Below are 20,297 nucleotides of genomic sequence, written 5' to 3' on the forward strand. Positions count from 1 at the left end.
ACCGAAGAGACAGGGACTGTACCACATAAAAACCCTACATCATGGGTTGACATAAAATCAAAAGTATGTAGACTTTATTATGTGCAGCGCAGAGATTGCGTGCTGATAATCAGCGCTCGCTGCCCCTACTGCCAGATTTGGCAGATCGCCATGACCCAGGAACTGCACTTTATATGTGCGCGGGGCGGCGGTGAATCGGCAGCTCACAAGCCAACATGAAAATACCCAGTGATTCCAAGTCTGCAAAAGTCGAAAACTCGGGAACCAACCCAACATAAAAAAGTCTGCATGATCGCTTGACGAAAAACATGTGACATGTAGACTTCCTTCAAATGCAGCGCTGCAATGAGGCGAGCGCATAAGCAGGGGGAGTACGAATATGTGGCGCGTTGGAATCGACGTCGGTGGCACGTTTACCGATCTATTTGCGTGGAACGAAAAGGATGGGTCGCACAGGACGGCGAAAGTCCTGACGACGAAGGATGATCGCTCGCGCGGGGTGGTCCAGTCGATCGAGGTGGCGCGCATTCCGTTCGGGGACATCTCCCATCTCATGCACGGAACGACCACAGCTACGAATTCGCTCATCGAGCGCAACTATCCGGATGCTGCTTTCATCACCACTGAGGGCTTCCGCGATACGATCGAGATTGGCCGACAGCATCGTAAGGCACTCTACGATCCGTATCAGACCAAGCCGGAGCCGCTCATTCGGCGACGCAACCGGTTCGCCATTTCCGAGCGTATGTCAGTTCGTGGTGAAGCCCGTCGCCCGCTGGACCACGAAGCTGCGCGCCAGGTTGCGAAAACGATCGCGGAGCGCGGTCTGCAGTCGGTGGGAATTGGTTTCATCAACGCCTACGTGAATCCCGAGCACGAAAGGCAGATGCGCGAGATCGTACGCGAGTACAATCCCGGTGCGCACATCGTGATTTCGGCCGAGACGCGGCCGATCTTCCGCGAGCATGGTCGGTTCACTACGACGGCTATTCGTGCCTGCATGATGCCCGTCATGACTTCCTATTTCGATCGCTTGCAGGACGCTCTGAAGGCGAAGGGCTTCGTTGGGGTCTTGCTCATTCTGAAGAGCAACGGCGGCGTCATGGGTGCCCAGAACGCTAAGCAACGACCGGAGGAACTGATCGAATCCGGTCCGGCCGGCGGCGTTGCGTACGCTTCGTATCTCAGCCGGACGACAGGATTCAGGAACATCATCCATACCGACGTCGGTGGAACGAGCTTCGATGCTTCGATCGTGGAAGATGGCCGCGGACTGATCACTCGGAACTACGAGCTCGAATGGGAGGTGCCCGTCAGCGTTCCGATGCTGGACATCCACTCCGTCGGTGCCGGCGGCGGGTCGATTGGTTGGGTCGACGAGGGCGGCTCGTTGCGCGTCGGGCCGCGCAGCGCCGGTTCGGAGCCGGGCCCGGCTTGCTACGGGCGCGGCGGAACCGAGCCGACGATCACCGATGCGAACCTGATCCTCGGGCGTCTCAATCCCTCTCTTTCCGACAAGTTCAGGCTCGATATCGCCGCGGCCGAGAAGGCGATCGACGGGCTTGCTGCCAAGATCGGCCTTTCCCGCCTCGAGACCGCGGAAGGCATGATCAAAATTTCCTGCGAGACGATGGCTCAGGCGGTCAAGGGGGGGGTCGTCGCACGTGCGCGTGATCCGCGCGACTTCGTGATTGCATCATTCGGAGGGGCTGGCCCCATGCATGCCTGCATGGTCGCGCAGGCGATGAACATCCCGAAGGTCGTCATTCCTGGCCAGGCTGGTGTGGCCTCCGCGTTCGGGGCTACGGCGATGAACGTTCGTCACGATATCGAAGCCTTCCACTACGCGTCGCTGGACGAGGTGGATGTCGGGCAGCTCAATCGAATCTACGCCGATCTCGAAAGTCAGGCCCGCAAGCGGTTAGAGGGGGATGGCATCGACGCTGCCAGCGTGAAGATCACCCGGACCGCGCAAATGCGCTATGTGGGTCAGACCTATGAGGTTGATACCGACATCCCGTCCGGCACGATCAAGAAGGCGGACATTCCGGCTATCGCGGACATGTTCCACAAGGCGCATCGTCTCGAATATGGTGTGAGTTCCGATGATTTTCCGATCGCTTTCGTCGCCTTGGGCATTACCGCCGTCGGCGAATTGAAAGAGCCGCCGCTCTTCAATTTCTCGAGCAAGGGCGCGAGCGGAAAAGGCTCGACCCGAGAGGTCTATTTCGACGGCAAATGGCTTCAGTCGACGCTCTACAGCCACCGCGACCTCAGCGTCGGATCGGCAGTCTCAGGACCCGGCATAGTCGAATATGAAGACTCTATCGCGGTGCTGCCGCCGGGCTGCAAAGGCGTCGTCGACGATCACGGCAACCTCATCGTAACGATCAACTAAGGGGCTTCAAAACCATGTCCACGCTTCAGTCCACGGCGAAGCTCGATGTCTCCGATCGCATCGATCCCGTTACCTTCGAGGTGCTGCGGAACACCTTCGAATACGCATGTAGTCGTATGACGACGATCATGCAGCGCACATCGTTCTCTCCGATCCTGGCCGATATCCTCGACTTCTCGAATGCAATCTATGATTCGAAGGTCCGCCTCCTCGCCCAGGCCGCCAACTGTCCGGTGCACCTCGCGGCGATGCAGTACAGCGCGGACGCCGCGATCGCTCGCTTCCCGATCGAAACCCTGAAGCCTGGAGACGTGATCGCGTTGAACGACCCTTACCAGGGCGGCACACACATCAACGACATCACCTTCACGATGCCGATCTTCTTCAAGGGTGAACTCATCGGATTCGCCGTGAGCCGCGGCCATTGGATGGATCTCGGCGGGGGCGCGGCGGGAGGCATGTCGTTCAGCACTCATATCGCCGCTGAAGGCCTGAGGCTGCCCCCGATCAAGCTCTACCAGAACTACGAGATCAACGAAGATTATCTCGCGATCATCATGAACAATACGAGGACGCCGCACTACATCCGCGGTGACCTGCAGGCGCATCTTGGCGCACTGAAAAGCGCCGAGGCCGAACTGCAGCGTGCTGCCGAGCGCTACGGCGTGGAAACGGTCAAGGCGGCGATGAACGAGTTGATCGGTTATACGGAGCGGATCGTACGCAAGAGCATCGAAGCGATCCCGGACGGGGTCTATTCGGCCGAGGATTTTGCCGACTCGGACGGCTTCTCTCCGGATCCGATCAAGGTCAAGGTCACCTTGACGATCAATGGATCGGACATCACCGTCGATTTCGCCGGCAGCGACCCGATCTGTAAGGGCTCGATCAATTCGCCTTTCGCCAACACGGCCTCGGCCGCCTACTACTCCTTGCAGTTCTTCCTTGCTCCGCACGCTCCGTCCAACGCCGGAATGTTTGCGCCGATCAAGATCGAGCTGCCGGACAACTGCTGGCTCAATGCAAAATGGCCGGCGCCGACGATCGGATGCACGACCCTGGCATCTTCCAAAATCACCAGTGCCATCTGGCAGGCGCTCGCCAAAGCAATTCCTGAACGGGTGACGGGATCGACCTGCTCGGAGTGCAATTGGTTCGTGTCGACGGCGGTCGATCAGAAGTCCGGAAGGGTGGATGTGTTTTCCGACCTTCCGGCGGGCGGTTGGGGCGGTACCCCCTTCAATGACGGCATGAATGTCACTATGGATCCGCTCGGAAATTGCATGAACATGGCGGCGGAGACGGCCGAGCTGTTCTTTCCGATCGAATACGAAGCCTTTGAGCTGCGCCGTGACTCCGCCGGAGCCGGCAAATTCCGCGGCGGGTTGGGCGCCGTATTCAAGGTCAGGTACCTTTGTGAGGGCGAGCTGAATATGGAGACCTCGCGTACACGCGAGGGCAGCCCCGGCGTGAACGGCGGCCAGCGCAGCGCCGTGCAGCGGTCGACACACGTTTACGCCGATGGGCGGGAGCTGGTGATCGGGGGGTACTCGCCCAATGGTGCGTGGACCAGTCCCCTGCTGTCAGGCCATCAATTCACGTTCGACGAGCTGTTCAAGTTCGAAAGCACGGGCGGCGGAGGATGGGGCGATCCGAAAGATCGGCCGGCGGAGCGTGTCTTGGCCGACGTACTGGATGACTACATCTCGATCGAAGCCGCCAAGGACGTGTACGGCGTCGTGATCGATGCGAAATCCATGACGGTCGATACCGTGGCAACCGGTCGCCTGCGCAACCGGTAACCGAAGCACAATTTTCCCAAGAAGTATGCCCGGCGGCTAACGCCGGATCGAGAACACGCGTTCGCGCGTGAATGATCAGCCGCGCCCAATTCCCAGGAAGGGAATGGGGCTTGCCAACGGGAGATACTGATGACTGACGCACAAAAGCCAGCCTCGCCAAACACCAGCCGCCGACAGTTTATACGTAACTCGGCGGCAGGAGCAGCGTTCGGCGCCGGGCTCCTTGCTGAAATAAACGAGAGTCAGGCGCAATCCTCGGGAAAGATCCCCATCGGACAGATGGCTTCGCTAACCGGTCCGCTCGCGGTCGACGGGATTGAGCACAAGCACGGTCTCGAAATGGCTTGTGAGGAAATCAATGCAGCCGGCGGAATTCTGGGGAAGCGGCTCGAGCCGATTACGATCGACAGCAAGAATCAGACCGCCGAGGAGGTGACGGCTGCCGCCCGGCTCCTCATCGATCGCAACGGTGTGCACGCCATCATCAACGGATACAACGTCGGCGCCAACCAGGCGGAGTACGATCCGATCGCCGATGCGGGCGTCATCTACATCCATTACAACACGTCGATCGGCCACCATGAGGTGTTCAAGAGCAACCCGAACAAATACTTCGGGATCTTCATGGCCGACCCCGCCGAATACTACTACGGGGTCGGCTTGCCTGTGATGCTCGATCGCATCCGCAAATCGGGTGCGTGGAAGCCGGCGAACAACAAGATCGCTCTGGTGACAGGCTCGCTTCCCTACTCGATCGTGATTTCCAATGCGATCCGCGAGGCCGCTCCGAAGTATGGCTTCGAGGTTTCGTTCGAGGAAGTCGTCCCGGTGCCGACCACGGAGTGGGGTGCCGTGCTCAACAAGGTACGCTCGCAGGCGCCCGCGGTGATTGCCAATACGCATTTCTTCCCCGGAGACCTTGCCCAGTGTCAGGTCCAGTTCCTGCGTCAGCCGACGAACAGCCTGATGTACTATCAATACGGTCCGCTGCTGAAGGCCTTCTCCGATATCGCGGGGGATGCGGCCCGAGGCGTTCTGACGTCCAGCGTCATCGGCATTCTGCCTGACGAGGCGGGCAAGGCGTTCCGGAAAGCTTATTGGGACAAGTTCGGACCGAAGGCGGAAGCCGATCCTGGTGCGTCGACCTATTCAGAAACCTATCACTATGCGATCGCCGCCGCGCTCGCGGGCGGCACGGGCGCGCCGGGCAATGACAAGCAAAACCGAAAGATCGCCGGCAATCTCCGGCGACTGACCTATCGCGCGCCTTTCGGAACGTTGCGCTACGCACCGGAATTCAATGCCGCAATTCCGTATCCGACGGTCTCGAACGACCCGTCGATCGCCATGCCGCATCTCCTCTACCAAATCAAGGACCCGAAGGCGGATGTACCGAAGAAGCTGATTTTCCCCGAGCCGTACAACGAGGCGCAGTTCGAACTTCCGCCGTGGTTCAGCTAACCCTGCGCCTGAGGACCACCCGATGACAATCTTCACGGACATCATTGTCAGCGCGCTCACTCTCGGCGCGCTGTACGCGGTGAGTTCCGTCGCTCTTTCCCTCATTTGGGGAAGTGTCGGAATGCTCAATCTGGCTCACAGCGGATTCCTCGCTGCGGGTGCCTATGGCTCGCTGCTGCTCGTCGAGCGTCTGGGCTTTCCATGGTGGGCCGGAATCGCCGGAGGTGCCCTTGGGGGCGCGCTTATGGGACTGATTAGCTATCTCTGCCTCGTTCGTTGGGTTTTCGCGCGGCCCAATTTCGAGATCAACATCATCATCCTCACGATGGCGCTTTCGATGCTCATTGTGGACATGATCAACAATCTCATCGGTCCGACCACTTCCAGGCAACCGTTCAACCTGGATGGCCGGATCGACCTGGGTGGGGCAGGCATTACCTCGCAGACAATATTGATCATCTGCGGTTGTGCGATCATGGTCGCTTTTCTGCAAGTGACCATCAAACATACCGGACTCGGTCGCGCCATTCGCGCGGTCGCGCAAGAACCGACGGCTGCGCAATTGAACGGCGTTCCGATCAATACCGTAGTCCTAAAGGTCCTGCTCCTGGCAGGCTGCATCGCCGGTGCCTCCGGCGTGCTGCTAACCGCATTCACGACGGTGTACCCGACGGTCGGCCTCGATCCGCTTCTAAAAGCGCTCATCATCTGTGTGGTGGCAGGGCTAGGGAACATTCCGGCCGCACTAACTACGTCGTTCCTGCTCGCCTTTGTGGAGGTGCTCGTGCAGTACACGTTCGGCACAAAGTGGGGCTTCCCCGCCCTGCTGAGCATAGTTGTCGCGGTTCTCATCGTGCGTCCCAACGGGTTGTTCGGTCAAAAACTCCAGATGAGGAATTAAGATGACCGGCACGACTGACATCCGTCGCGATCTGCTCGTCTGTCTGGTGGTGTTCGCCGGCTTCGGCGCTGCACCTCTCCTGCAACCTAGCAACTACGTCCTCGGTCAAGCCACGCTCTTCATGATCTGGGCCGCTGTCGTGACGCAGTGGAATCTCGTTCTTGGTGTTGCCGGTATCCTGTCCATCGGACACATGGCGCTGTTCGCCGCCGGCGGATACACGGTCGCGCTGCTGGGTCTGTATTTCGGCATTTCTCCCTGGGCGTCTTTGCCGCTGGCCGGCGTTTCCGGTGTGACGGTCTCGCTGCTGATGGGGCTCACGACCTTGCGGTTGCGGGGCGCATATGTCGTGGTCGTCACGCTGTGCTGCGCCACGGCGATGTACCAATTGATCGTCACGGATGTTGCGTGCTTCCGAAAGCTCGAGACCGTTTGCTATTCCCTGACGGGCGGTGCGCGGGGCCTCGCGCGTTTTGGCGACTTTGGTTTTGCTCAACTGATCGGGTATCAGTTCGCTGCGACCGGAAATTATCTCTTGGCAGTTGCATGCCTTCTGCTCGGCACGATGTTTGCCACCGTGATCGTGCATAGCCCCTATGGCAAGGCGTTTCAGGCGATGCGCGACAGCGAGGTCTGCGCTGCTGCTCGTGGCATCGTCGTGGCCAAGTATCAGCTCATCGTTTTTGCGGCAGCCGGCTTCTTTACTGGCATCGCGGGAGGCGTCTACGCCGGGACAATGAAGACTTTTGGCCCGCAAGTGCTTGAGCTCCCCACGCTGCTGTTTCTTCTGTCAATGATGATCGTTGGCGGCCGCGGCAAGGTTTGGGGGCCGATTCTGGGGACGGCGGTCTTGGCCTTCCTTGATGAGTTCTTTCGAGACCTCGCGCAGTGGCGGAATGCGTCATATGCGATGGTCCTGATCCTGATCCTGATTGCGATGCCGGGTGGCATCGCTGGAGTGCTGCCTTCGTTCGGCCGCAGAGGCCGCCGGAAAGAAAAGTCAGGTGCGCTTATGCCGATCGATAACCCCGGAGGAGTATCGTGAGCATAGCGGGCATCTCCGACCGGGAAGGGAACTCCGAACCCCCGACGCCACTCTTGACCGTATCGAATCTAACGAAGCGATACGGCGCGATGACCGCGGTCAACGACCTGTCGTTCACGGCGAACCAGGGCGAGGTGTTGGGCATCAGCGGGCCCAATGGCGCGGGGAAAACGACGCTGTTCGATCTCATTTCGTGCCTCACGACTCCGACGAGCGGATCGATTCGCTTCGGCGACATCGATGTCACGAAGTTTTCAGCAGTCGAACTTTGTCATTTCGGCATAGCGCGAACGTTTCAGCTGAACGCGGTCTTCGAGACGATGACCGTGCGCGAGAATCTGGAATGCAGCGCCTATTTTGGCTCGGGGAATCGCCTCGTGCCGGGCTTGCGCTTCGACAGCGCAGCTCGCGAGCGCGCCAGGGAAGTGGCGGAAATGGTCGGGCTCGTCGACCGGATCGATACCATCGCGAGTTCGCTGCCGGTGCTCCAGAGAAAATTGCTCATGCTGGGCAGCGCTTTGGCGGCCAACCCGAGGCTTCTTCTGTTGGACGAGCCGGTGGGCGGATTGAATGCCACTGAGATCGAACACTGCGCCAGGATAGTCCGCAGACTGCGCGACATGCACGGCATGACTATCATCCTTATCGAGCACGTGATGAGCTTTCTCACATCCCTGTCTGATCGCATCGTGATCCTTCATCACGGGAGCAAGCTTTACGAGGGCTCTGCGGCTGGGTTGGCCGAGGATCAAAACGTGGTCGAGGTCTATCTCGGTGCTTCGGGTGCAAGCGCGGTCAAGGCCGCACTGACGGCGGAGAGATAGGATGCTTCTTTCGGTAAGCGATCTAAGCGCTTCATACGGGGCAGGTCCCGTCCTCGAAGGAGTGTCTCTGTCCGTAGCCGAAGGGATGATCTTCGGCCTGGTGGGACCGAACGGCCATGGCAAGACGACGCTGCTTCGCGCCATCTCGGGGTTGATGCAGCTTCAGAGTGGTGTGATCGAGTTCGAGGGACGATCGATCCAGCGCCTCAAAGCCGAGAAGCGGGCTTCTGAGGGCATCGTGCATATTCCTCAGGGAGATCTCGTCTATCGGAACATGACGATTCTCGAGAACTTGCTGATGGGAGGGTACACCAACCCGTCGATGGAAACCACGAGGACGCAGCTCGGAAAGGTCTTTGACCTGTTTCCAAAACTTAAGGAGCGGTCTTCGCAAACCGCGAGCTCATTGTCGGGTGGGGAGCGCCGAATGCTAGGCATTGGCAGGGGGCTGATGATGGCGAACGTCAGGCTTCTGATGCTAGACGAGCCGTCTCTCGGCCTTGCACCGGTCATCATCGACCAGATTTATGATGCCATCGATCAACTGCGTCAGGGTGGAATGACCATCCTTATCGTCGAAGAGAACATCGGACGCATTGCCACGATTGCCGACGAATTGGGTCTCCTGAACCACGGTCGTATGGTTTGGAACGGATCGGCCGGAGAACTAGCTGCAGGCGGCAATCTCCTTCAAACATACTTGGGGGTGTGACCGTGCTCATACGCGCGATTGCGGAACAGGGTGCACTCCCGCCGCCATACGTCCGATCAAGAACCGAGCGAGCATGACATGGCAGATGCTCGATCCGAATCTGTTTGGCGAGATGTGGTATCGGCCGCGATGTTAAACGCGGCGGTTGGCGTGCTCTATTTGTGGGGCCTCTTCCTCATTCCTCTCGAAGAGGAGATCCACCGTTCTCGCGCCGATCTTAGCCTCGTGCCCGCAATAGCGTTGGCCGCCTTCACGATCGGAATGGTAGCGCAGAATATGCTTTTGCGTCGATTTGGACTAGCGCTGGTAACAATCGGTGCTTTTGCGCTTGCCGGCGGCGGACATTTGCTCTTTGCGCTGTTTCCGACTTACGATGCGCTCTTGTTGGGCTACGGCGTCGGCTTTGGTATCGGATCCGGCATCGGATACGGGCTTGCGCTGTATCTCGCATCGTCGGTCCGCGACGATATGCGCGGTCTCGCCGTCGGGGTGGCGATGGCGGCATTCGCCACGAGCGGAATAGTGCTACCCCTCATCTTCGGCGAATCGATCTCAACGGCATCTCCCAAACAATGTTTTGCGGCGATCGGGATCGTGATGCTCGTCGTTGCATTGGCAGTTTTGTTGTTGTCCAGGAACCGGTTTAGTCGGCATGTTGCTGACGCCGGTCTCATCGACGAACGATTTTCGTGGATTTCACCCGAAGCTCTTGCGCTTGGAGCAGCGTTCTTCCTGATCTGCTTCGTAGGTCTGACGGTAGTTGCTCACAGTACTGGTATCGCCTCGGCCAACGAGCTGCCCAGCCGCGCTGTCGATCTGATGCCAACGAGCTTCATGCTTGGGTATCTCGTAGGGTCTCTGTTCGGCGGCAAGCTGGTCGAATGGTTGACGGGCTGGGCGGCGCTGGTCGTAACCAGCACGTTCGCGGGAATAGGTCTGTGGTTGATCGACTTGACGATCGCCGCTGCCGCCCTCGCAGGTGCGGCGGCCGTTGGCATGGCGTTCGGATCGTCGGCGTCGCTGATGCCGACGTTGATCGGCGAACGATATGGTCCAGCACTCATTGGTGCGATCTACAGCAAACTCATGATCGCGTACGGGCTCGCGGGGCTGTTCGCCCCATGGACGGCCGGTCTGTTGTTCAATGCGACCGGTAGCTACCGCACGACAATCATCCTCGGGATCGGAATGTGTGTCTTGGCCGCTGCGCTGGGACTTGCCCTAAGGCAGCGCCTGAAATCCATCCACCCAGCATAGGAATCCGTTGCTGGCGCAACCGCGCCAGTCTCCTTCGACATCGAATTCATGAGGTTGAACATGAAGCTTCCATCCCACGCACAGGTCGTCATCATCGGAGGCGGCATTATCGGCGCGAGCGTGGCTTACCATCTGACGAAGATGGGTTGGCGCGACGTCGTCTTGCTGGAGCGCGGCACCGTCACCTGCGGCACGACGTGGCACGCCGCCGGCCTGGTCATGCAGTTGCGCACCACGCACACGATGACCGAGCTTTGCCGGTACGGAGCCCGTCTGTTCGAAACGCTCAAGGAAGAGACTGAGCAGGATACCGGCTTCCGTCGCACTGGCAGCTTGCCGATCGCCAGGACGCAGGACCGGCTGATCGAGATTTCTCGCCTCGTATCGCTCGGCAAGTGCTTCGGTGTCGAAGCGCACATGCTGAGCCCCGCGGAGGTCAAGGCACGCTATCCTCTCCTCGACGAATCCAGGATCGTGGGCGGTGCCTTCATCCCGGGCGACGGCCAGACCAACCCGGTCGACTCGACCCAGGCGTTGGTCAAGGGTGCGCGCCGAGGTGGAGCCCGCATCGTGGAGGGGATCCGTGTAACCGGATTCATCAAGGAAGGCGGCGCAATCAGAGCGGTCGAGACGTCGCAGGGGCGGATCAGTTGCGAGATGGCAGTGCTGTGTGCGGGAGCCTGGTCTCGGGATCTCGGTCACCTCGCAGGAGTCAACGTTCCCTTGTACGCATCGGAGCACATGTATGTGACGACGGAAGCCGACGACTCGATTCCAAGAGACCTGCCTGTGCTTCGCGATACCGATGGCTACGTCTACGTCAAGGAAGACGCGGGCAAGCTGCTGGTGGGGTCGTTCGAACCGCATGCCAAGTCGCTTCCCATGGAGAAGCTTCCGCGGAACTCCGAGTTCTGTGAACTGGGAGAGGATTGGGAACAGTTCGAGCTTCCCATGTCAAAGGCAATCGAAATGATTCCGATGTTGGAGCGGCTCGGCATCCGTCATTTCATGAATGGACCGGAGAGCTTCACGCCGGACAACAAGTTCATCATCGGCGAGGCTCCGGAGTTGCGGCGCTTCTACGTGGCGGCCGGCTTCAATTCGCAGGGCATATTGAGTGCGGCTGGTGTCGGCAAGGCACTTTCCGAGTGGATGGTTGCCGGCGAACCGACCATGGATCTGTCGGAGGTGGATATCGCTCGCTTCCACCCCTTCCAGGTCAATCGTCGCTATCTTCACGACAGGATCTCGGAGAGCGTCGGCTTGCTCTACGCGATGCACTGGCCGCATCGGCAGTTCGAATCGGCGCGTCCTGTTCGCGAAACACCCCTGCATGGCCGGCTCAAGTCCCACAATGCCGTTTTCGGCACTGCCGGCGGTTGGGAACGCGCCAATTGGTATGCTCCACAAGGCGTCAACCCGGAATATTGTTATTCCTACGGACGACAGAACTGGTTCGAAGCGGTCGAAGCTGAGCACCGTGCCGCGCGCGAGAACGTTGCGATCTTCGATCTTTCGTCTTTTGGCAAGACCTTCATTGAAGGGCCGGACGCCGAAGTCGAGCTCAATCGGATCTGCGCAAACAATATGGCGGTGCCGGTAGGCAAGATCGTGTATACTCAAATGCTCAATACGCGCGGTGGCATCGTTGCCGACGTTACTTTTACACGATTGTCTGAGCAGCGGTACATCATGGTGACCGCTGCCGCTACTCAGGCACAGGATATGGCGTGGGTGCGCCGCAACCTCAGCCCATCCGCCCAAGTTACCATCACCGACGTGACCTCTGGCTTTGCGGTTCTTTCGATAATGGGACCCCAGGCTCGCGTCCTGATGCAGCGAGTATCACCTGACGACTTCTCCAACGAAGCCTTCCCGTTCGCCACCGCACGCGAGATCGAGATTGGCTACGCCAAAGCATACGCATTGCGCGTCACCTTTGTGGGAGAACTCGGTTGGGAGCTGTACATTCCGACCGAGTTCGTAGGCCCGATCTTAGATCTGTTGATGAGGGAAGGCGAAGACCTCAATGTTCGTCTCGCCGGTTACCACGCACTCGACTCTCTCCGATGTGAAAAGGGCTACCGCCATTTTGGCCATGACGTGACGCCTGGCGACACTCCATTGGAAGCCGGTCTCGGCTTTTCGGTATCGTTCAAGAAGGAATGCGCATTCATCGGTCGTAAAGCGTTGGAAGCGCAAAGATCGACCGGCCTCAAGCGGCGGCTCGTTTTCCTGCGCTTGAGCGATCCGGAGCCGATTCTGCTGCATGACGAGCCAATTTACCGCAACGGCCAAATTGTCGGCAGAACGACCTCCGGCGCATATGGATACACGGTCGGTGCATCCGTATGTCTTGGTTACGTGAACGTGCCCGGGACCTCGTTTGAAGACTGGATCAAGGCCGGTGACTTCGAGATCGAGTTAGCCGGTAAACGTCATCAGGCGATCTGTCAGACCCACGCGTTCTACGATCCGAAAAATGCACGTATTCGTTCTTAGGCGAGTGGTTTGCTGAGACGGGCGAATTCGGGTGAGCAAAGTAGCCGCTATCGGCGTCTCGACACTCATTCCAGCGTTTGCTTGCCGCATGTTGCGGCGATCTGTCAGCCCGTCAATTCAATACCTGAATCCTCGCCCGCCTAACTATTGGGAGAATAAGCGTGAAGGTACTGGTGGCAGTAAAGCGTGTGGTCGACCCGAGCGTGAGGGTCCGCGCAAAACAAGATGGTTCGGGGGTCGACCTTGCCAACGTGAAGATGTCGATCAACCCCTTCGACGAAGTCGCACTGGAACAGGCAGTGCGGCTCAAAGAGGCGGGTGTGGCATCTGAGGTCGTCGCCGTCTCCATCGGCGTGCGTGAGGCTCAGGAAACCCTTCGGACGGCATTGGCAATGGGTGCCGACAGGGCAATTCTGCTTGAGGTCCTGGAAGGTCAGAGAGATATCGAACCGCTTTCCGTCGCGAAGCTGCTTGCAGCCCTGGTCGGCCAGGAGCAGCCCAGGCTGGTCCTGGTTGGCAAACAGGCGATTGACAATGACATGAATGCAACCGGCCAAATGCTGGCTGGTCTTCTTGGTTGGGCGCAAGCCACATATGCATCAAAACTCGAATTGGCGGGCGATAGTGCCGTCACGACCCAGGAGGTCGATGGAGGCCTGCGGAAGGTCAAGCTGAAGTTGCCTGCAGTAGTTTCCGTCGACCTGCGTTTGAACGAACCGCGGTATGCCTCATTGATGAACATCATGAAGGCCAAAAAGAAGCCACTCGATGTGAAGTCTGCAGCCGACTTCGGAATCGACGTCGCCCCACGACTTACCGTGTTGAAGACTTACGAGCCTGCAGGCCGCAAAGCCGGGACCAAGCTGGCCTCGGTCGATGATCTGATCCAGAAGCTAAAGAGTGGGCTGGAGGTGTCCTAAATGGCTGTTCTCCTCATTGGCGCCGTGGCCGACGGCCAGCTTGTGCTCGATACGACCGCTAGGGCGGCGGCAGCGGCGAGACAGCTGGGCGAGGTCACTTTGTTGATCATGAGTCCGAATGCGGATACCGCCGCAGCCGCTGCCGCGGAGATCGATGAGGTATCAAACGTGCTTGTATGCGAGCACTCTTCTTTTGGACACGATATGGCGGAAGCATCCGCCGCAGCGATTGTCAGTCTCGCCCCAAACTACAGTCACGTCGTCGGGCCGACGACGTCAGCCGCGAAGAGCATCCTGCCGCGCGTAGCTGCGCTTCTCGACGTGATGTTGATATCGGACGTAATCCGCATTCACGACCAGGCGACGTTTGATCGGCCGGTCTACGCTGGCAGTGCGATCCAGACGATCAAATCCCGCGATTTGGTGAAGGTGTTGACGGTCCGTACCTCCGCGTTTCAGGCAGCGGGACGCAATGGAGTTGCCGAAATTGAGAGGGTGCATGCGGTAGAGGACCCGGGCTTGTCCGAATGGATCGAGGACAACATTGCTGTTGTAGACCGTCCCGAACTGACCTCCGCAAGGATAGTTGTGTCGGGTGGCCGAGGTGTCGGTTCGCAGGACAGCTTTTCCGCCATCACGCGCTTGGCCGATTCGCTTGGTGCTGCCGTCGGAGCCTCGCGCGCCGCGGTAGATGCCGGGTACGCTCCGAACGATTGGCAAATCGGACAGACGGGTAAGATCGTTGCACCTGATGTCTACGTCGCGATTGGTATCTCCGGCGCGATCCAACATCTGGCCGGCATGAAGGATTCGAAGGTGATCATTGCCATCAACAAGGATGAAGAAGCCCCGATCTTTCAGATAGCTGACTACGGTCTTGTCGCTGATCTCTTCGAAGTTGTGCCTGAGCTCACGGAGCGGTTGAATGGCAGCCGCTAAGATTGATGGCAAAGCCATCGCGGAGGGACTGCAATCCCGGATCGGCGCTGCAGTTTCCGAGCTCTGGAGAAAACATGGAATCCAGCCAGGCTTGGCGGTAATCCAAGTCGGCGAGGATCCGGCCAGCGAAGTGTACGTCCGGTCCAAAGTTCGCAGCACGATCGAAGTGGGTATGGCCAGCTTCCAGCACAAGCTTCCTGCGACGACCTCGGAAGTTGACCTCCTTTCGTTGATCGCGAAGCTCAATGCGGACCCCGCGGTACATGGAATTCTCGTTCAGCTCCCATTGCCGAGCCATCTAAAAGCGAGCTCGGTAATTCGCGCCATTTCACCCGAGAAGGATGTAGATGGTTTTCACGTCTCGAACGTTGGTCTGCTGAGTACCGGACAGAAGGCGATTGTCCCCTGTACGCCGCTCGGTTGTCTGATCTTGCTGCGCGAGACACTGGAAAGCCTGGTGGGCCTTGAAGCTGTCGTGGTGGGACATTCGAACATCGTTGGGAAGCCGATGGCTCAGCTTCTACTTGCCGAGAATTGCACAGTGACCGTTGCTCACAAGGAGACTCGATACCTGCCGGAAGTGTGTCGCCGCGCCGATGTTCTCGTTACTGCGGTCGGAAGGCCTGCCTTGATTCAAGGTGATTGGATCAAGCCGGGTGCGACGGTCATTGACGTGGGGATCAATCGGATAACAAGCGGCGGAAAGCGTCGCTTGGTGGGGGATGTCGATTTCGAGGGAGCGTCGAAGGTCGCGCGCGCGATAACGCCTGTGCCTGGCGGCGTCGGCCCCATGACGATCGCTTGCTTGTTGGCGAACACCGTAAGCGCTTGCTGCGACAATGTGGGCCTCGCGAGGCCAGACGGCGTTTCATTCTGATTGCTTGTCGACGCGCTTTCCGGCGCTTGGAGGCTACGCTCATGACAACTTACGTACTCACTATCCAATGCCCATCACGCCGTGGCATCGTAGCCGCGATCTCGAGCTATTTGGCCGAGAACGGATGTAGCATCACTGATTCTGCCCAATTTGACGACGAGGCGTTAGGTCGCTTCTTCGCCCGCGTGTCCTTCAAGTCGGAACTTGACGCCACCTTCAGCTTGCTACGTGAAGGCTTCGCCGCGATCGCAAGTCGTTTCGAGATGGACTGGGCGATGCACGACGGGGCACGCCGAATGAAAGTGCTCCTCATGGTATCGAACCACGGCCACTGTCTGAATGATCTATTGTACAGATGGCGAATTGGAGCGTTGCCGGTGGAGATAGTTGGCGTAGTGTCGAATCACCTTACCTATCAAAAGCTGGTGGTGAACCATGACCTGCCGTTCCACCACATCAAGGTGACGAAGGAGAACAAGCCCGAGGCTGAGGATCGTCTCGCGGCTCTGTTCTCGGAAACAGAATCCGAACTCCTGGTGCTTGCCCGGTATATGCAAGTCCTTTCAGACGCGTTCTGCGAAAGGATGGCTGGCCGGATCATCAACATCCATCACTCATTCCTTCCCTCGTTCAAGGGAGCAAATCCCTACAAGCAGGCCCATGCGCGCGGTGTAAAGCTCATCGGGGCGACGGCGCATTATGTAACAGCCGATCTCGACGAAGGGCCAATCATCGAACAGGACACGGTACGAATTACTCACGCGCAGAGCCCTGATGACTATGTTGCTCTTGGTAGGGATGTTGAAGCCCAAGTTCTCGCTCGAGCAATTCACGCACATATTCACCATCGAGTTTCCCTAAACGGAAACAAGACGGTGGTATTCCCGGCAAGTCCGGGCTCTTTTGCCTCAGAGCGAATTGGATGAGCGCGAAGGGCGGGGATAGCGCCGTGCATAAGGGCCAAGCCAGATCTCTGTTCGGGCTGCGGGATGATTTGTTGCCTGGAGTGGAGGTGAGATCCTTTGTCGCGGAGCTAGTCGTCGCGCTGCTCGCTCAGCTTCCGCTGCGGTTAAAGGCGGCGCTGCATTGGCTCATGACTAGCGAGACGGCATGGATAGTGGTTCCTGGCATTGGGGTCATTGGCGTACTGGTCGCGGTGACGTTGCTTACTGGTAGGTAGATGCTCTGCGCCGCCATCTTTGCTTCTCAAGCGCAGCGCGCGCGAGAGAGCCGGTACCTCCTTTTGGCTGTAAGGTTGGCAATTGCCATCGCGTTTTGCGATGCGCGGTCGCCCTCGCAGCATCCAAAGAGCTGCAATCTAGCGAAAGCCGAGGCGTGATTCGTCACATCGTCCTATTCATCGCCAAGGACAGGGTTGACATTGACCGGATCGTCGATGGCCTCTCGATTCTCACCTCCATCCCACATGCGCGCCGGATCGAGATCGCGCGCAACCGCAAGACCGACCAGTTCGGCAACGACGTTGACGTCGTCGTGTACGGTGAATTCGATAACGAGACGGAGCTTGCCGCCTACAAGGCGCACGATCTCTACAAGGAGTCCATCAAGCGAGTGCGGCCACTGCGAGAGCTTCGGTTCGCGGCCGACTATGATTCGATGGATGTGGCATGGCAAATCTGATGCACGTCAACGAGCTGCCCTGGATCGAGCCGATCACGGCGATGCGATGTCTCGCACATCGGCCGCATCTCACCTTTCTGGACAGCGCAGCACAAGACGCTGTGCTTGGACGCTATTCATATCTGGCTTGCGATCCATTCAGTACCTATGTGATCGCTGATGGACAGGCCAGCTGCAACGGCGAACCTCTCGAAGGCGATCCATGGGATGCCCTTCGCGCTCTACTTGCTACCTATCCGCAACAGCATCGCCCCGATCTTCCCCCGTTCCAGGGGGGCGTGGCTGGCTTCTTTTCCTACGATATGAATAGGATACTGGAGCGGCTGCCGCCCCCCGCAGAGTCCGGTCAAGGATTTCCGCAATCAATCTTGCATTTCTACGACGTTGTACTCGCCTACGATCATCGCGACCAACGATGCTGGATCGTTTCGACCGGATGGCCGGAGCAGGATGCCACACGTCGAAGCAAACGCGCTTGCCATCGGGCCGACCAGTTGGCGGCGTCGCTTGCAGAATCGCGCGTGCCACAGAATGAGGGTATCACAACGACGAGCTCATGGCATTCGAGTTTCAAACGCGATGGCTACGTCGCTGCCGTGCAGAATGTCATCGACCTGATTCTGGCCGGAGACATCTTCCAGGCCAACATCGCGCAACGCTTCAGTACCAGGCTGCCTAGTTCGTTCGATCCGCTCGCCTTCTACTGTCGGCTTAGGGCGGTGAACCCGGCGCCCTTTGCCGCCCTCCTGCGCTACGGCAAGTGGACTATTGCATGCAGCTCGCCGGAACGTTTCCTAAGACTCGATGGATCGCAAGTTGAAACGCGCCCCATCAAAGGCACGATCGGGCGGTCCACTGATCCGCAGGAAGACCGCCATCGCGCTGAACGTCTACTTGCGAGCGAGAAGGACAGGGCAGAGAACGTGATGATCGTGGATCTCCTCCGCAATGACCTGTCGCGCGTTTGCGACGCAGACTCTGTGGAGGTCTCTATGCTGTGTGGGCTCGAATCCTATGCTTCGGTGCACCACCTGGTTTCTGTGCTCACGGGCACACTCACAAGTGATCACGATGCCGTCACCTTACTGCGCGCCTGCTTCCCTGGTGGCTCGATTACGGGGGCGCCGAAGGTGCGGTCGATGGAAATCATCGCCGATGTCGAACGCGTCGCGCGTGAGGTCTATTGTGGGGCTATCGGCTTCATCAGCTTCAGCGGGCAGATGGACACAAATATTGCGATCAGAACCGTAGCGATCGACGATAGCGTTGCGGTATTTCATGCAGGCGGCGGGATCACGGCGATGTCGGATCCAAGCACTGAATACGAGGAGACACTCGCAAAGGCGCAACGCATATTTGACGCTTTTCGTGCAGAGAAAGTGGAGGCATCATGATTGCAATCATCGATAATTACGATTCCTTCGTCTTCAATATCGCTCGCTATTTCCTGCAGCTCGGTGAAGCCACAGAGGTAGTCCGGAACGACGTGACCAGCGTTAGCGATCTCATTCGACTCGAGCCACGTGCGATAGTCATTTCGCCAGGCCCCTGCACGCCAAGGGAGGCTGGGATCTCGACGGCCGTTGTTCGCGAGTTCTCCGGCCGTGTCCCAATTCTCGGCGTCTGCCTTGGACACCAATGTATCGGAAGCGTTTTCGGCGGGCGGATCGCGCGCGCACGCCGCCCCATGCACGGCCAGGCGTCGCATGTCACGCATGATGGCAAAGGCCTGTTCAATGCACTACCGTCCCCACTGCGCGTTGGGCGCTACCATTCTCTTGTTGTAGAGCTCGACGATGTGTCTCAATCTACCCTAATGGTCACGGCGCGTTCGGACGAGGGTGAGATCATGGCTCTTGCACATCGGCATCAACCAACCTATGGGGTCCAGTTTCATCCTGAATCGGTACTCACCCAATTCGGGCGCGCGATATTTTCCAACTTCTTGCGACTCGCGGACCTTTCTGGTCGTGAGGATCGGAGATCATCTCGTGCGCACACTGCAGCCAAACTCGTGGAAGAACAATAAGTGCTTGGTGCACCCTTGAGCCCCGAATCAAAGGAAGCGCTATAGGCTAGGGTCGTAGCGCCGCACTTGTGCGGGGTGCAAATCAGGTCGAGCTCCGAAGGAGTTTTGGCGCAACATTGATCGCGCTCCTCACCGGGGACTGCATCAGGAAGAACGAGACCGACGACACTCGCCTCGATCAATTCAAGATGTGGCGTTGAGGCCCCTTCAGGTCACCCAAATCACCGGGGTCGCGTTAGCCGCGCCCCGTCGCTTGAGTGGCCCAAATCCCTGAAGCCCGAGGCTTTACTAGGGTACTTACTTGAGGCGCGCAGGCATGGACTGCGCTCTAAATTCCAACAATATTTCAATGACATACGAGTTCGCAGTTTTATTCTGAATGGCGCGCCATTTGCGCGAGACCGAGACGATAGCTCGTCGTCGAACTCGTCTGTATCGATCATCGAGGGGATACGGTTAGGGCCGAACCCATGCGACGTATGATGATACCAAATCGCTTTGCTGCAATGCATCTCGAACGCGATTTCACAAAATGCACTGTGAACTCGGAGTACGCTCCTGTGGTCTTCAGGCGTTAGCTCCCGATTTCGCGCGTCATTCGCGCGCCCGCTCCAAGGTCGCCATGAGAACCGGCCTATTGAAAAGATTTACGATTCGCGGTTACTAAGTTCTCAGCTGCCCGGATTCGAGGTCGGAAAGGACCGTTATGGTTGGCAAGAGGCATGCCCTGGAGGAGATTTCGGTCAAGCTTGCTCAGGCGGACAACCTCGTGGCCAAGGGCAAGACCCAACGTGAGATTTCAAGCGCACTCGGCGTGAGCGTTATGACCTATCACCGCTGGAAAAAGATGCTCAAGTCTCACCAGCCGACCATGAACCGAGGGCTCGAGGAAGCGGCCGGCTCGCCGCATGCGCCGCGTAACGCAAATTCGGAAGAAGCGATCAAGCGTCTGGAACTCGAGAACGCGCAATTGCGACGGCTGGTCACGG

At 58.5% G+C, this 20,297-nt stretch carries 17 protein-coding genes and 1 pseudogene; all 18 read left to right on the forward strand.

Features of this window, described 5'->3' with window-relative positions; translation table 11 throughout:
- Positions 1–219: hypothetical protein (locus tag JQ621_RS34530; protein WP_212241607.1), on the forward strand; the 219-nt coding region annotated here is incomplete at its 5' end.
- 160 nt (positions 220–379) lie between these two features.
- Positions 380–2,398: a hydantoinase/oxoprolinase family protein gene (locus JQ621_RS34535; RefSeq protein ID WP_212241608.1), complete on the forward strand. Its 2,019-nt coding sequence runs from the start codon at positions 380–382 to the stop codon at positions 2,396–2,398.
- Between the two features lie 14 nt (positions 2,399–2,412).
- Positions 2,413–4,200 carry a hydantoinase B/oxoprolinase family protein gene (locus JQ621_RS34540; protein ID WP_212241609.1) on the forward strand — a complete coding sequence of 596 codons (1,788 nt, stop codon included), beginning with the start codon at positions 2,413–2,415 and terminating at the stop codon, positions 4,198–4,200.
- Positions 4,201–4,329: 129 nt separating this feature from the next.
- Positions 4,330–5,661 carry an ABC transporter substrate-binding protein gene (locus JQ621_RS34545; RefSeq protein ID WP_249125753.1) on the forward strand — a complete coding sequence of 444 codons (1,332 nt, stop codon included), beginning with the start codon at positions 4,330–4,332 and terminating at the stop codon, positions 5,659–5,661.
- Between the two features lie 22 nt (positions 5,662–5,683).
- On the forward strand, positions 5,684–6,562 hold the full coding sequence (locus JQ621_RS34550; RefSeq protein WP_212241611.1) for a branched-chain amino acid ABC transporter permease: 879 nt from the start codon (positions 5,684–5,686) through the stop codon (positions 6,560–6,562).
- Between the two features lies 1 nt (position 6,563).
- Positions 6,564–7,607: a branched-chain amino acid ABC transporter permease gene (locus tag JQ621_RS34555; protein ID WP_212241613.1), complete on the forward strand. Its 1,044-nt coding sequence runs from the start codon at positions 6,564–6,566 to the stop codon at positions 7,605–7,607.
- An 89-nt stretch (positions 7,608–7,696) separates the two neighbouring features.
- Complete coding sequence (locus tag JQ621_RS34560) at positions 7,697–8,431, forward strand: ABC transporter ATP-binding protein (RefSeq protein WP_212241615.1); 735 nt, start codon at positions 7,697–7,699, stop codon at positions 8,429–8,431.
- A 1-nt stretch (position 8,432) separates the two neighbouring features.
- Complete coding sequence (locus tag JQ621_RS34565) at positions 8,433–9,143, forward strand: ABC transporter ATP-binding protein (RefSeq protein ID WP_212241617.1); 711 nt, start codon at positions 8,433–8,435, stop codon at positions 9,141–9,143.
- 78 nt (positions 9,144–9,221) lie between these two features.
- Complete coding sequence (locus tag JQ621_RS34570; protein WP_212241619.1) at positions 9,222–10,400, forward strand: MFS transporter; 1,179 nt, start codon at positions 9,222–9,224, stop codon at positions 10,398–10,400.
- Positions 10,401–10,460: 60 nt separating this feature from the next.
- Positions 10,461–12,902, forward strand: a complete 2,442-nt coding sequence (locus JQ621_RS34575; RefSeq protein ID WP_212241621.1) for a GcvT family protein — start codon at positions 10,461–10,463, stop codon at positions 12,900–12,902.
- Between the two features lie 161 nt (positions 12,903–13,063).
- Positions 13,064–13,822: an electron transfer flavoprotein subunit beta/FixA family protein gene (locus JQ621_RS34580; RefSeq protein ID WP_212241623.1), complete on the forward strand. Its 759-nt coding sequence runs from the start codon at positions 13,064–13,066 to the stop codon at positions 13,820–13,822.
- Positions 13,823–14,761, forward strand: coding sequence for an electron transfer flavoprotein subunit alpha/FixB family protein (locus JQ621_RS34585; RefSeq protein WP_212241624.1), 939 nt, complete (start codon positions 13,823–13,825; stop codon positions 14,759–14,761).
- Positions 14,748–15,638, forward strand: coding sequence for a bifunctional methylenetetrahydrofolate dehydrogenase/methenyltetrahydrofolate cyclohydrolase FolD (folD, locus tag JQ621_RS34590; protein WP_212241625.1), 891 nt, complete (start codon positions 14,748–14,750; stop codon positions 15,636–15,638). The genes JQ621_RS34585 and folD overlap by 14 nt, the downstream gene beginning before the upstream one ends.
- Positions 15,639–15,679: 41 nt before the next feature.
- Positions 15,680–16,564 (forward strand): formyltetrahydrofolate deformylase, encoded by an 885-nt coding sequence (gene purU, locus JQ621_RS34595; RefSeq protein ID WP_212241626.1) that lies wholly within the window; start codon positions 15,680–15,682, stop codon positions 16,562–16,564.
- Between the two features lie 409 nt (positions 16,565–16,973).
- Positions 16,974–17,279 (forward strand): Dabb family protein, encoded by a 306-nt coding sequence (locus tag JQ621_RS34600; RefSeq protein ID WP_212241627.1) that lies wholly within the window; start codon positions 16,974–16,976, stop codon positions 17,277–17,279.
- Entirely contained in the window at positions 17,279–18,673 is a 1,395-nt protein-coding gene (gene pabB / locus JQ621_RS34605; RefSeq protein WP_212241632.1) for an aminodeoxychorismate synthase component I, read from the forward strand. The genes JQ621_RS34600 and pabB overlap by 1 nt, the downstream gene beginning before the upstream one ends.
- Entirely contained in the window at positions 18,670–19,308 is a 639-nt protein-coding gene (locus JQ621_RS34610; RefSeq protein WP_212241628.1) for an anthranilate synthase component II, read from the forward strand. Before pabB ends, JQ621_RS34610 begins: the two co-directional genes overlap by 4 nt.
- A 769-nt stretch (positions 19,309–20,077) precedes the next feature.
- A pseudogene (locus JQ621_RS34615) lies at positions 20,078–20,297 on the forward strand (helix-turn-helix domain-containing protein); the annotation flags it as partial.

Origin of the sequence: Bradyrhizobium manausense (genome assembly GCF_018129685.1) — a bacterium.
GTDB classification, from domain to species: domain Bacteria; phylum Pseudomonadota; class Alphaproteobacteria; order Rhizobiales; family Xanthobacteraceae; genus Bradyrhizobium; species Bradyrhizobium manausense_D.

Coding starts and splice junctions, on each gene's coding strand:
- JQ621_RS34535 (WP_212241608.1), top strand. CDS start 380: ATGTGGCGCGTTGGAATCGACGTCGGTGGCACGTTTACCGATCTATTT.
- JQ621_RS34540 (WP_212241609.1), top strand. CDS start 2,413: ATGTCCACGCTTCAGTCCACGGCGAAGCTCGATGTCTCCGATCGCATC.
- JQ621_RS34545 (WP_249125753.1), top strand. CDS start 4,330: ATGACTGACGCACAAAAGCCAGCCTCGCCAAACACCAGCCGCCGACAG.
- JQ621_RS34550 (WP_212241611.1), top strand. CDS start 5,684: ATGACAATCTTCACGGACATCATTGTCAGCGCGCTCACTCTCGGCGCG.
- JQ621_RS34555 (WP_212241613.1), top strand. CDS start 6,564: ATGACCGGCACGACTGACATCCGTCGCGATCTGCTCGTCTGTCTGGTG.
- JQ621_RS34560 (WP_212241615.1), top strand. CDS start 7,697: ATGACCGCGGTCAACGACCTGTCGTTCACGGCGAACCAGGGCGAGGTG.
- JQ621_RS34565 (WP_212241617.1), top strand. CDS start 8,433: ATGCTTCTTTCGGTAAGCGATCTAAGCGCTTCATACGGGGCAGGTCCC.
- JQ621_RS34570 (WP_212241619.1), top strand. CDS start 9,222: ATGGCAGATGCTCGATCCGAATCTGTTTGGCGAGATGTGGTATCGGCC.
- JQ621_RS34575 (WP_212241621.1), top strand. CDS start 10,461: ATGAAGCTTCCATCCCACGCACAGGTCGTCATCATCGGAGGCGGCATT.
- JQ621_RS34585 (WP_212241624.1), top strand. CDS start 13,823: ATGGCTGTTCTCCTCATTGGCGCCGTGGCCGACGGCCAGCTTGTGCTC.
- folD (WP_212241625.1), top strand. CDS start 14,748: ATGGCAGCCGCTAAGATTGATGGCAAAGCCATCGCGGAGGGACTGCAA.
- purU (WP_212241626.1), top strand. CDS start 15,680: ATGACAACTTACGTACTCACTATCCAATGCCCATCACGCCGTGGCATC.
- pabB (WP_212241632.1), top strand. CDS start 17,279: ATGCACGTCAACGAGCTGCCCTGGATCGAGCCGATCACGGCGATGCGA.
- JQ621_RS34610 (WP_212241628.1), top strand. CDS start 18,670: ATGATTGCAATCATCGATAATTACGATTCCTTCGTCTTCAATATCGCT.